Genomic DNA, 11692 nt, shown 5'->3' with positions numbered 1-11692 from the left:
GGCGAACGGTGGAGCGGAAGCGTGCGGACGGGATTCGCCAGACGGTTGCGGCAGACGGGGATCGGGCTTGGCGCCCTGCTGGCCGCCGCCATGGTGGGATCCGCCTGTCCGGCGCTGGCCGGGCGGACACCGGCGGGGATCGAGGCGGTGCCGCCGCTGTGCCTGGCCTACGCGGCGGAGGAGTGGGGCGTGCCGGTCGACGCCCTGCGGCTGATCCTGGCGGTGGAGGGGGGAAGTCCCGGCGCCTGCTCGGCCAACAGCAACGGGACCGAGGATTGCGGGCCGGGCCAGATCAACAGCATCTGGTTTTCGGTGATCGCCGCCGGCCGCGTGCCCCCGGCGGCGATCCGGCAGGCGTTGACCCATGACGCCTGCTACAACGTCCGGGTGACCGCCTGGATCCTGCGGCGCGAGATCGACGCGGTGGGCTGGGACCGGTTCTGGACGGCGGTCGGCAACTACCACAGCCGCACGCCGGAGCATCACGCCAAGTATCTGCGCCGCATCGTCGAGGCGGCGAAGGCGCTGTCCATCCAGCCGTGACGGGCGCGGTGGCCTGAGTTCCTCAAGACCCCGCGCGGCGCAGCTCCATCCGCATGGCGACCTTGCCGTCGGTGCCGCAGGCCTTGCCCATGCAGAAATAGGCCAATTCCATGTCCGGGCAGAAGGCCAGCAGGCCCGTGGCGTCGGTCAGCGCGGTGCGCTGGTCGGCGGTGTCCGCCATCGTCAGGCGCAGGCCGTCGGCGGTCGGCGCCACCTCGCCGCCGACCCGGCGGGCCGCGGCGAGGCAGGAGGCCTCCGTCTGCCCGGCGCCGTCGGCGACCGCCTCGGCCAGCCACAGGCCACGGATGTGCAGGGCCACCCCGGCGCCGCCGAAGAGAGCGCCCAGGACCAGCAGGGCGATGCAGACGATGCGGACGGCGGCGGGTTCGAACATGGCGGGCAGGATGGCAGGCTCTAGAAGGGCTGTCGCGCGATATGTTCGGACAATTGCAGGATCGGGATGATGGTCAGGCCGAACAGCACGATTCCGGCGATGCTGACCACCAGCACCGACAGCCCGCGCAGCACCGGCTCCGTCACCGCCACCGCGTGGAGGTAGAGGTCGCGGTGCTGCTCGGCCAGCGCCGACAGGGTCTGGGCCAGCTCGGCGCGGTTCTCGGCGGCGGCGAGCGCCGCGCGGTCGGTGCCGTGCAGCCCGCGCAGCGCGTCGGTCCAGGGCAGGCCGAGCGCGATCGCCCCGGTCGCCCCCTCCAGGTCGGCGCGCAGCGCCCCGGGCGGCGCGCCCTCGGCGGTCAGCCGCAGCGCGCGGTCGATCGGCACGCCGCCGCCGACCAGCAGCGCCAGCTCGCGGAAGGTCACGTGCCCCTGCACGCCGAGCGCGAGGTCGCGGTAGAGCGGGACGCCCAGGATCAGGCGGTCGATCCGCCGGGGCGCCAGCCGCCGGCCGGCGGTGGCGAGCGCGGCCAGCGCGGCCAGCGCGGCCAGCAGGACGGCGACCAGCCCGGTCGTCACGTCGGACAGCAGATAGACCCAGCCGACATCGACCTCCTCGCCGGCGCGGCGGAACACCTCGGTGTCGAGCAGGATCGGCGTCAGGAAGACCGAGGTGCCGACCATCACCACGCCGGCCATCGCCACGTAGAGCACCGCCAGCAGCAGGCCGGAGCGGAACTCCTGCCGCGCCCCCGCGACCTGGCGCTCGAAGCTGGCGGCGGTGCGCAACGCCGCCGGCGTGCCCTCGCCGAAGCCGCCGGCGCGGACCAGGGCCACGAGGTTGGGCGGGAAGTCGCGCGGCAGCCGCTGCATCGCCGCCGCCAGATCGTCGCCCAGCTCGACCGCGTCGGCCATCCGTTCCGCCGTGCGGCGGATGCGGCCGCGGAAGGAGGCGGCGATGCGGCGCAGCGCCTCGGCCAGCCCGACGCGGGAGTCCAGCATCGCCGCCAGCCGGATGAACAGGATGTGCCGCTCGTTGCGGTCGAGCGGGCGGCCCCAGCCGCCGAATTTCCGGCGCTGGCGGACGGCCAGGACGCGGCCGCGCCCGCTCAGCGCGTTGCGGGCGGCCGGGGCGTCGGCGGCCTCGACCTCCAGGCTGCGCACCCGCCCGTCGGCGATCAGTCTGACCTCGAACCACGCCATGGCGGTGGTGGTCCTCTTTCCCTCAGTTCGGCACTTCGCGGAAGACGGTGACGGTCGGGCGCAGGATCAGGAACAGGGCATCCTTGGCGATGTCCTGCGCCCGCTTGCCGATGCCCTCCTCGATGACGCCGCGCGTCGCCGTCGGCTGGTTGCCGCTGAAGCCCCGGCTGTCGGTCTGCAACCCGCCCAGCACCACCGTGCTGCCGGCGACCACCCGGACGATGTCGTTCAGCGCCTGCTCCTGCGTCACCGGCTGGGTCAGGATGCCGACCTGGTTGCCGGCGTTGAGGTCGCGGAACTCAATCAGGTTGTTCAGCAGCAGGTTGAGGTCGACGGTGACGATCCGGGTGTCGGCGTCGTAGTGCGGCGTCAGCTTGATGGTCAGGCCGGTCTGCACCGTGCCGGTCTGCGCCGACCCCAGAACGCCCGGCGTGTTGAGCGTGGTGGCGGAGTTGGCAGCGGTGGTCGCGGTGGACAGGCCGCTGACGGCGGTGACGCCGACCCCGGTCACGTAGGGGATGGTCTGGCCGCTGCGCAGGGTCACCTCGGCGCCCGACAGGGTGTGGACCTCGACGTTCTGGCGGGTGTCGGTCTGGCCGAACTTCGACAGGAAGGCGATGGCGCCGGCGACGTTGATGACGCCGTTGACTCCCAGCAGGGTGGCCGGCTTGGCGATGTCGAAGGACAGCGGTTGCCGGGAGTTCGCCAGATTGCTGATGACGGTGCCGTTGCTCGTCGTCGTGCCGTTGGTGGTCGTCGTGGTGCCCGACGGCAACTGGTTGAACTGGAGCGCCAGCGCGTTCCAGTCGAAGCCGCTGGCCGACTGGTCGGTCAGCCCCAGGCTGACGACGGCGAGCTGGATGCGCACCATCGCCATGTTGCGGTGCAGCCGGTCGACATAGGGCTGGATCACCTCGCGGTAGACGGTGGGCGCGGCGGAGAAGACGACCTGCCCGCCGCGCAGCGACTGGGTGATGTCGGTGGCGCCCAGCGTCTTCAGGTCGCTCATCACCGAATCGATGACCGCCTGGTTCTGCGGCACGGTGAAGGCGAAGCGGTCGCGGTTGCTGAGGAACAGCGTCCCGTTCTGCCACCAGGCGACCACCCCCATGCCGGTTTCCAGCACGCCGGCCAGATCGGTGAAGGTTCCGGAGAAGGACTGGAAGGGCAGCGTCTGCCGCAGCATGGCGGCGCCGTCGGTGCCCTCGAAGCGGCTCGCCATCGGCACGCCGGAATAGGCCATCATGCTGGACAGCCGCTCCAGGGTGTTCTCGCCGGACGGGAAGCTGACCGAGATGCGGCGGGCGGCGAGGCTGGGCGGCAGGGATTCGCGCAGCGAGCGCGCCACCAGCATGCCGCGGCTGACCGGCACCTCGGTGACGGGCGGGGAGGGATCCTCGGTCAGCGTCTGCCTGGTCTCGGCGACCAGTGTCTCGCGCGGCGGCAGGTTGCCGACCTCCGGCAGCGAGCAGGCCGCCAGCCCGAGCGAGGCCATCAGGGCGGCGGCCACCAGGGCGGCGGGAAGCCGGGAACGGGTTAGCGTGCGCATGAGGAAGGTCCGCCGGGTGCCGCCGGGAAGGCGCGCGGGTCGATCAGGAAGGGCGTGCCCGAGCGGTCCTGGAAGAAGGCCCGGCCGTCGAGGCAGCCGATGAAGGTGGCGCCGGCCGGCACCAGCTCGGCCCCGCCCAGGTTGGGCAGCGGCGGCAGGCGGGGAGCGCCGCCGCCGGGACCGGGAAGCGCCTTGCCGGCCATCCCGCCGGACGCGCCGCCCGCCGAGGCCATGCGGCGGGCCATCGCGTCCTCCAGCGCCTGGGGCAGGGCGCCGTCGCGGGCCTTGCCGTCGAGCGCGTCGATCATGGTCTTGGCCAGCCGCTCCTCCAGCCCGTTGACGGCGCGGTCGATGCGCTGCTGGAGCCGGCCCTCCAGCGATTCCTGGCGTTCCCTGGGCGTCAGGAAGGGGCTTTCCTCCGCCACGGCGGCCGCCAGCGGGGCCACGGCCAGGAGCGCGGCGGCGAGGCATGCCCGCAAGGTCGGCCGTCTGTTCATCGCGCTTGCCCCCACCCTGACCCTCCCCCACCGGGCGGGGGAGGGAATTCCGCCGCACGCCCCGTCTAACCCGGAAATCCTTAAGGAAACGGCCTTCATCGGGCGGTCGCGGTTTCGATGGTCCAGCGGCCGTCGCGGTATTCCAGCTTGCTGACGTAGCTGTCCGGCCCGATGGTCGCCAGCGCCTTCTCCCATTGGCGGTGCGGCATCTGGTCCAGGGTCAGGACCTGCGCGCGCGGCACGCGGTGCGGCGACCAATAGTAGAGTCCGCCGCCCGTCGTCAGCAGGCCGAGTCCGGCGGCGAAGCCGACCGCCGACAGGGCCAGCGGGACCGACACCGGGGCGGCGACCCGCTGCATCCGCCGTGTCGGCCGGATGGTGCGCAGCCGCACCTGGTCGGCCGTCACCCAGGGCGGGATGACGAGGCCATAGGCGCGGCCATCGACCTTGGCGGTCGGCCGCATCGCCGCCATCTGGAGTTGGACCTGCCGGCTCTTCGCCTCGGGCAGCAGGCCGCCGACCGGGCGGCCGTTGCGCACCGTCAGTTCGAACACCCGGCGGCCCGACGGCACCAGCGCGATGCCGCCGGGGTTGGCGTCCAGTTCGGTGACGAGGTCGGGCAGGAAGGAGCGGCCGGGGCCGCCCTCGTGAATCTCGTAGAGGTAGCCGGTCCACAGCGGCTCGACGGCGTACCAGCAGCGCTCGGAGGTCTTCAGCGTGCGGCGGGCGAAGGAGCGCGCGTAGGCGAGCGCGTCGCGGCGCTCCACCCCCTCCAGAAATCCGTACAGAACATTGGCCGCCAGCCCGCCGTCACCCAAGAACGAACCTGCCTTCCGATGCCTCTTCCCAAAAGCGGTACGCCGCTTTCCCGCCGACAATACTCTGAAAGGCCGAGTATTGGCAGTTGTTTATGGTGCCGGCCGCTGATGGTCAACAGCAAAGGCCGGGACAACGGCCGGGCTTCCGCTGTCCCGGTCCTTATCGCCTTCGCTTCTCACCCCTGGGTGTAGGCCAGCACCTGCGGTCCGAACAGGCGTTCGAGCAGGACCGGCGGCAACTCGTACTGCGGCAGGCACAGGCTGGTGCTGCGGGGGTGCAGCGTGTGCAGGCACAGCCCTTCGGCGTCGGGAAAGGCGCCGACGCGGAACCGTTCGCGCGCCGCCTGGACGAAGGGGGCGTCCTCGCAGGCGTTCACCGGCGGAAAGCGCACCGCCTGCCACAGAGCCCGCCGGTAGGCGTAGGAGAAGCCGTAGCCGTCCAGATTGTCGGGGGAGGGCGGGGCGTCCGCCGCCTCCACCCACTCGCAGGCGGTGCGGCCCCAGCGGTGGTGCGAGCCGCCGCGCGCGGTGTCCCAATAGCCGAAGCGGTCGTGGACGACGCTGTGCAGGAACCAGCCCGACAGCTTGACCAGATCGAAGCCCTGCTCCAGCCAGCCGACCATGCGTTCCACATAGGCCGGGGCGTAGAAATCGTCGTCGTCCATGTGAAGAATGATTTCCCCGGTCGCGTGCTCGGCCAGGATGTTGCGCTTCTCGCCGATGGCGTAGCGGCTGGGAGAGTAAAAGTATTTCAGCCGCGGTCCGGCCAGCGGCTGGAGATAGGCCGACGGGCGCGGGCTGTCGTCGAAGACCAGCCATTCGATCGCCCCATGGGTCTGCGCCTGGATGCGGGCGTGCAGCCGGGACAGGAAATCCTCGCGCTGCCAGGTGGGCGTGACGACGCTGACCAGGGGGCCGGACGGGTGACATGCGGAAGAGGGGGAGGCCATGGCCGGTCCTGCGCGGGTTTCGCCTTGATGGTGCCCCGTATCATAGCACGCCGCCGCCGGTCCCCCAGCGTCCGTCAACCCCGGCCGCGGTCGCGGATGCAGTGGGTGGGCGGGCAGGACCGGCAGCTCTGGCAGCACAGCTCGTCGAGATCCACCATGATCCCGTGGGCGGTCAGCACGCTCTGCGCGTAGACGGTGTAGAGCTTGCCCAAGGCGGGGCCGCCGTTCGGGCGGGGGGACGAGGCGCCGGTCGGCGTGGCCGCCACCACCCGTTCCACTTCATCGATTGCCCGGCGGATTGCGGACGGATCGAACATCGGCCCCTCGAATTCGCGCTGCTTCATTGCACCGCATATAAGGGGATGATGCGCCCAATCTGGAACGGTTACAACGTGGGATGCATGACAATTACGACACGAATTCATGAAGACCGCCGACCGGACCGGCGGCGGCGCTAAAGTTTCGTGCGTTTAATAAGAAACGCACGAAACTTTAGCCTTTTGATGACGAGCGGATTCACGCTCCAAACCGATTCCGGTTTTACGCGATCCGCTCTAGGCGAGGCGGGCGAGGCGCCCGACCTCCCGCGCGAGGGCGGCGGCCAGATGCCCGGCGAGCGTCCGCCCGTCGCACAGGGGCCCCGCCGCCATGCGGGCGCGCAGGTCCCGCCGCAGGGCCACCAGCCGCGCCGGGTCGCGTGCCCAGCCGACCGCCAGCTCCACATACTCCTCCGCGTCGCGGGCGACGCACCCCTCCACCCCGGCCACCGTCAGGAAGGCCAGCGAGTGGCGGCTGGAGAAGGTTTCCCCCGGCAGCGTGATCACCGGCACCCCCATCCACAGCGTTTCCAGCGTCGTCGTGCTGCCGCTGTAGGGAAAAGGGTCGAGCGCCACGTCGATCGACGCGGCGTGGCGCATGTGGTCGAGGCTGGAGGTGGCGCCGAGCATCGTCACCCGGTCCGGCGCGATGCCGGCGGCGGCGAGCCGGCCGCGCCACAGGGCGGCGGTCGCCGGGCAGGACAGCGCCTTGGTCTTCATCAGCAGGCGCGCATCCGGCAGGCGGGCCAGGATGGCCGCCCAGGCGTCGAGCACCGCGCCGTTCAGCTTGGTCAGGATGTTGAAGAAGCCGAAGGTCACCGGCGCGCCCGACAGGCAGGGTGGCGGTCCCGGCTCCGGAACGCCGGGCGGCGGGTCGTAGGCGATGAAGGCGTCGGGCATGCGCAGGACGCGCTCGACGTAGAAGGCGTCCGCCCCATCCGGGACATGGTGGCGGTCGGCGACCAGCGCGTCCATCGCCGCCAGCCCGGTGGTCGCCATGTAGCCCGACCACGCGACCTGCAACGGCGCCGGCTTGCGGGCGAAGACTCCCAGCCGGTTGCGGGCGTTGTGGCCGGCAAGGTCGATCAGCACGTCCGGACGGTCGGCGCGGATGCGGTCGGCCAGCTCCGCGTCGGACAGCGCGGCGACGGGAACCCAGCGCTCCGCCGCCGCGCGGAAGCGGGCGGTGAGGTCGTCGCTCTCGGGCTGGTTGGCGTAGAGGAACAGGCGGACCCCGAAGGCGGGCAGGGCCTCCACCGTGCGGACGGCGAACTGTCCGGCGGGGTGGCGGCGGAAATCGCCCGACAGGATGCCGACCGTCAGCGGCCGCGCGGCGCCCCCCTTGCCGCCGGCGAGCGGCGCCACCTTGTGCCGTTTCCACCCGGCGCGCAGCGGCGCCCCGTGGGCGGCGTCCCAGTCCTTGTGAACCTCCAGCGCGCCGCCCAGGCTCGCGTCCGGCTGGAACAGCGCCAGATAGGCGAGGTTGGAGCGCACCTCGGCAAGGTCGGGCCGCAGGACCAGCGCCCGCCGGTCGCCCGCCTCCGCCGCGTCGAGCAGGCCCTGGGTCTGGCGGACCAGCGCCCGGTTGGCATGCGCCTCGGCGAGAGCGGGGTCGAGCGCCAGGGCGGCGCCGTAGATGCCGGCGGCCTCGTCCAGCCGGTTGGCCCGTTGGCGAACCTCGCCCAGCCGCAGGAAGGTCTCGGCAACGCCGGGCTGCGCCAGCACGGCGCGGCGCGCGGCGTCGTCGGCCCGCGCGTTGTCGCCGAGCGCCAGCAGGGCCGACGCCCGGTTGGCGAGCGCCGGCCCATGGTCGGGTTGCAGGGCCAGCGCGCGGGCGAACGCCGCGCCGGCCTCGGCCGGGCGCATCCGGGCCAGCAGCAGGGCGCCGTGGTTGGCGTGCGCCTCGACGAAGCCGGGGTCGTCGGCGATGGCGGCGCGGTAGGCCTCGGCGGCCTCGTCGTCGCGGCCGAGCGCCGCCAGCGCGTTGCCCAGGTTGAAGCGGGCGCGGGCGTAGCCGGGCCGCCGGGCCGCCGCCTGCCGGTAGGCGGCGACCGCCTCCTCCCGCCGGCCGAGCGCGTCCAGCGCGTTGCCCAGATTGTAGAGCGCCTGCGCGAATCCGGGGTTCAGGCGGATGGCCTGCCGGTGGGCGGCGGCGGCCTCCTCCAGCCGGCCCAGGGCCTTGAGCGCGCTGCCGAGGTTGTCGTGGTAGGCGGCGGCGCGGCGGTCGGATTGGATGGCGGCGCGGATCAGCGCCTCGGCCTCGGCGGGCTGGCCGGCCTGGAGATGGACGACGCCCAGCAGATGGGAGGCGTCGGCGTGGCCGGGGGCGGCGTCGAGCACGGCGCGGTAGAGCCCCGCCGCCTCGCCCAGCCGGCCGGCCTGATGGTGCGCCAGCGCCGCGTTCAGCGCCTCTTGGATCGTCGCCATGGCGCCCTGTCTAACCGGCCGGGCGGGGCGTGCGCCACAGATTTCCGCCATGGTCCGCCGCGGCGGATTCCGGGGGGCGGGAAAGGTCCCGGTTTTCCGCACTTGACCCGGCGGGCGGAGATGGTCAGCTTGCCGCGCGAGCTTCTCCCGGCCAAGGCCCATGAACCGACTGCAACGGTACCTGTTCCGCAATCTCCTGATCGCCACGCTCTATTCGACCGCGGGCCTGACCCTGACCATCTGGCTCAGCCAGTCGCTGCGGCTGATCGAGATCGTGGTCAGCGCCGGCGCGCCGATGGGGATGTTCCTGTGGCTGCTGCTGCTGACGGTGCCGACCTTCCTCGGGATCGTGCTGCCGCTGGCGCTGGTCGGGGCGATCCTGTTCACCTACAACAAGATGGCGACCGACAGCGAGCTGGTGGTGATGCGCGCCGCCGGGGTCGGCCCCTTCTCGCTGTCGCAGCCGGCGCTGGCGCTGGCGCTGGGGGTGACGGTGGTGGTCTACACCCTGAACGTCTGGGTGACGCCGGCCGCCCACCGCGAGCTGGTGCGCATGGAATACGCGGTGCGCAGCGACTATTCGCAGCTCTTCCTGCGCGAGGGCGTCTTCAACGAGGTCGGCGAGCGCTTCAGCGTCTTCCTGCGCGAGCGCGACGGCGAGGGCAACCTGCACAAGGTGCTGATCCACGACGACCGCGTTCCGGAAAAGCCGGTGACGGTGATGGGCGACCGCGCCGTCATGCTGACCGGGCCGGAGGGCGCCCGCTTCGTCGTCTATGACGGCAACCGGCAGGAGCTGGACCGCAAGACCGGGCGGCTGTCGCAGCTCTTCTTCGAGCGCTACGCCGTCGACCTCAAGGTGCTGACCCCGGCGGCGGCCGAGCGCTGGCCCGACGCCCGCGAGCGCTCCACCGCCGAGCTGATGGATCCCAACGCCATCATTGCCCAGGACGACCGCATGCGGCGCGGCCTGATCGCCGAGCTGCACCACCGGTTCTCCTCGCCCCTGCTGGCGCTGGCCTACGCCGCGGTGGCGCTGGCCGCCCTGCTGTCCGGCGAGTTCAACCGGCGCGGCCAGTCCTCGCGCGTCACCATCGCGGTGCTGCTGGTGATGGGGCTCCAGGCGGCGGCGCTGGGGCTCACCAGCCTCGCCGGCAAGATGACGCCCTTCGTGCCGCTGATGTACGCGCTGCCGCTGGTCACGGTGGTCCCGGCGCTCTGGGTGATGTCGCGCGGCCTGCGGCTGAAGCCGGGGCGCAACGCCGGGCCGCCACCGGCCTCCACCACGGGCGCCGCCGCCGGGGCCGGGCCGTGAGGAGCGGAGCCGTGAGGCGGATCCTCTTCATCACCTCCAACCGGCTGGGCGACGCGGTGCTGTCCACCGGGCTGCTCGGCCACCTGACCGAGCGCTTTCCCGACGCCCGGCTGACCATCGCCTGCGGGCCGCTGCCGGCGCCGCTGTTCCGCGCCGTGCCGGGGCTGGAGCGGCTGATCCCGATGGCCAAGCGCTCCTACGCCCGCCACTGGCTGCGGCTGTGGCTGGACTGCGTCGGCACGCGCTGGGATCTGGTGGTCGATCTGCGCAATTCGGCGGTCGGGCGGCTGGTGCCGGCCCGGCGCCGCGCCTTCCACGCCAAGGCGGCGCGGCCGATGCACAAGGTCGAGGAGATCGCCGCCGTGCTCGGCCTGTCGCCGCCGCCGGCCCCGCGCCTGTGGATCGACGAGCGCGCGCGGGCCGAGGCCGACGCCCTGCTGCCGTCCGACCGGCTGCCGCCGGGCGCGCCCCTGCTGGCGATCGGGCCGACCGCCAACTGGCTGGGCAAGGAGTGGCCGGCGGAGCGCTTCGCCGCGCTCGCCCGCCGCCTGACCGCCGCCGACGGGCCGCTGCCCGGCGCCCGCGTCGCCGTGCTGGCCGCCGGGCCGGAGCGCGAGCGCGCCCGGCCGCTGCTGGAGGCGCTGGGCGGGCAGGCGATCGACCTGACCGGCCGCACCGACCCAATGGCCGCCGCCGCCTGTCTGTCGCGGGCGGCACTCTATGTCGGCAACGACAGCGGGCTGATGCACATCGCCGCCGCCGCCGGGGTGCCGACGCTGGGGCTGTTTGGGCCGGGCTTTCCGGAAACCTACGGCCCCTGGGGACCGCGCGCCCGCGCGGTGACCGGCACCATGCCGCGCGATGAGCTGCTGCGCCGGGTGGCGGCCGACCCCGGCGCGCGCGGCCTGATGGACGGCATCGCCGAGGCGGTGGTGATCGACGCCGCCCGAGCCCTGCTGGCCGGTTGCGGCGGGGCCGGCGGCTGTGATCATGTCGCGGCAAACCCTTACAGGCCGTCTGAATTAACCCCGTCGCGTTGACAAAACCCGGAGGATCACCCACACTTCGGGCATGAACGAGCGGGGGCAGTCCGTCCGCGTCCGCATGGGTCCGCCTCCTTTGAGGGTTTGGAATGAAGCCGACTCCCACCTACGCCAACAAGCCGACCTCGGACAATCCGCGGGATGTCGAGGCGTGGGCCCTGGCCGAGGCCGCGCGTCGCCTGATCTCCGCCGGACACGCCAGGGACGCCGAGGCGCTTCAGGCCGCCCTGCAATTGAACCAGCGGCTGTGGACGATCTTCCAGGCGGCGATCACGGAAGAGGATTGCGGGCACCCGCCCGAGGTCCGCACCAACATCGCGGCGCTGTCGCTGCTGGTCGACCGCGAGACGACCGCCCGCCTGATCGACCTGGATTTCGACAAGCTCGAAACACTGGTCAGCGTCAACCGCGCCGTCGCCAGCGGCCTGACCGCGCAGGGCGAGTTCATCGCCCAGCAGGCGGCCCAGCAGGCCGCGGCATCCCAGGCGCCGGCCCCGCAGGGTCCGGCCGGTTTGCGCCCGGCCGCCGGTGCGATGCCGCGCCCGCCGATGGCTCCGGCCGGCACGCCGGACAGCGCGCCGGTCAACCGGGAATCGCTGCGCATCTCGATCTGATACCGCCGGGCGAAAGTCCTGAC

General features: G+C 72.6%; 12 protein-coding genes. 4 read left to right on the top strand and 8 right to left on the bottom strand.

What is annotated here, in order from left to right:
* Nucleotides 1–21 precede the first annotated feature (21 nt).
* Nucleotides 22–543, top strand: a complete 522-nt coding sequence (locus JN22_RS30690; protein ID WP_179166315.1) for a lytic transglycosylase domain-containing protein — start codon at nucleotides 22–24, stop codon at nucleotides 541–543.
* 22 nt (nucleotides 544–565) lie between these two features.
* Here the strand turns inward: JN22_RS30690 and JN22_RS30685 are convergent, their stop codons facing one another.
* The 8 genes from JN22_RS30685 to JN22_RS30650 all read right to left on the bottom strand — a co-directional run bounded on the left by JN22_RS30685 (nucleotide 566) and on the right by JN22_RS30650 (nucleotide 8697).
* Complete coding sequence (locus JN22_RS30685) at nucleotides 566–937, bottom strand: hypothetical protein (RefSeq protein ID WP_085557713.1); 372 nt, start codon at nucleotides 935–937, stop codon at nucleotides 566–568.
* A 20-nt stretch (nucleotides 938–957) separates the two neighbouring features.
* Nucleotides 958–2139 carry a type II secretion system F family protein gene (locus JN22_RS30680; RefSeq protein ID WP_085557712.1) on the bottom strand — a complete coding sequence of 394 codons (1182 nt, stop codon included), beginning with the start codon at nucleotides 2137–2139 and terminating at the stop codon, nucleotides 958–960.
* Nucleotides 2140–2161: 22 nt separating this feature from the next.
* Nucleotides 2162–3688: a hypothetical protein gene (locus JN22_RS30675; protein ID WP_085557711.1), complete on the bottom strand. Its 1527-nt coding sequence runs from the start codon at nucleotides 3686–3688 to the stop codon at nucleotides 2162–2164.
* Nucleotides 3676–4185, bottom strand: coding sequence for a hypothetical protein (locus JN22_RS30670; protein ID WP_179166314.1), 510 nt, complete (start codon nucleotides 4183–4185; stop codon nucleotides 3676–3678). The genes JN22_RS30675 and JN22_RS30670 overlap by 13 nt, the downstream gene beginning before the upstream one ends.
* 95 nt (nucleotides 4186–4280) lie before the next feature.
* Entirely contained in the window at nucleotides 4281–5003 is a 723-nt protein-coding gene (locus JN22_RS30665) for a hypothetical protein (RefSeq protein ID WP_223677991.1), read from the bottom strand.
* Nucleotides 5004–5179: 176 nt separating this feature from the next.
* Nucleotides 5180–5953, bottom strand: coding sequence for a glycosyltransferase family 2 protein (locus JN22_RS30660; protein ID WP_085557710.1), 774 nt, complete (start codon nucleotides 5951–5953; stop codon nucleotides 5180–5182).
* 74 nt (nucleotides 5954–6027) lie between these two features.
* Nucleotides 6028–6270, bottom strand: coding sequence for a hypothetical protein (locus JN22_RS30655; RefSeq protein ID WP_143268905.1), 243 nt, complete (start codon nucleotides 6268–6270; stop codon nucleotides 6028–6030).
* 237 nt (nucleotides 6271–6507) lie between these two features.
* Nucleotides 6508–8697 carry an O-linked N-acetylglucosamine transferase, SPINDLY family protein gene (locus JN22_RS30650; RefSeq protein WP_085557708.1) on the bottom strand — a complete coding sequence of 730 codons (2190 nt, stop codon included), beginning with the start codon at nucleotides 8695–8697 and terminating at the stop codon, nucleotides 6508–6510.
* 160 nt (nucleotides 8698–8857) lie between these two features.
* On the opposite strand from JN22_RS30650, the gene lptF reads away from it, so the two are divergent.
* The 3 genes from lptF to JN22_RS30635 all read left to right on the top strand — a co-directional run bounded on the left by lptF (nucleotide 8858) and on the right by JN22_RS30635 (nucleotide 11669).
* Complete coding sequence (gene lptF / locus JN22_RS30645; protein ID WP_085557707.1) at nucleotides 8858–10012, top strand: LPS export ABC transporter permease LptF; 1155 nt, start codon at nucleotides 8858–8860, stop codon at nucleotides 10010–10012.
* A gap of 11 nt (nucleotides 10013–10023) precedes the next feature.
* On the top strand, nucleotides 10024–11052 hold the full coding sequence (locus JN22_RS30640; RefSeq protein WP_085557706.1) for a glycosyltransferase family 9 protein: 1029 nt from the start codon (nucleotides 10024–10026) through the stop codon (nucleotides 11050–11052).
* A 92-nt stretch (nucleotides 11053–11144) separates the two neighbouring features.
* Nucleotides 11145–11669, top strand: a complete 525-nt coding sequence (locus JN22_RS30635; protein ID WP_085557705.1) for a flagellar biosynthesis regulator FlaF — start codon at nucleotides 11145–11147, stop codon at nucleotides 11667–11669.
* Nucleotides 11670–11692: the final 23 nt, after the last annotated feature.

The sequence above is a fragment of the Azospirillum agricola genome (genome assembly GCF_020005195.1).
In the GTDB taxonomy this organism is placed as follows: Bacteria; Pseudomonadota; Alphaproteobacteria; order Azospirillales; family Azospirillaceae; genus Azospirillum; species Azospirillum agricola.
Note: the sequence above shows the minus strand (reverse complement) of the source record. Positions and strands in the feature narration are given on the sequence as shown.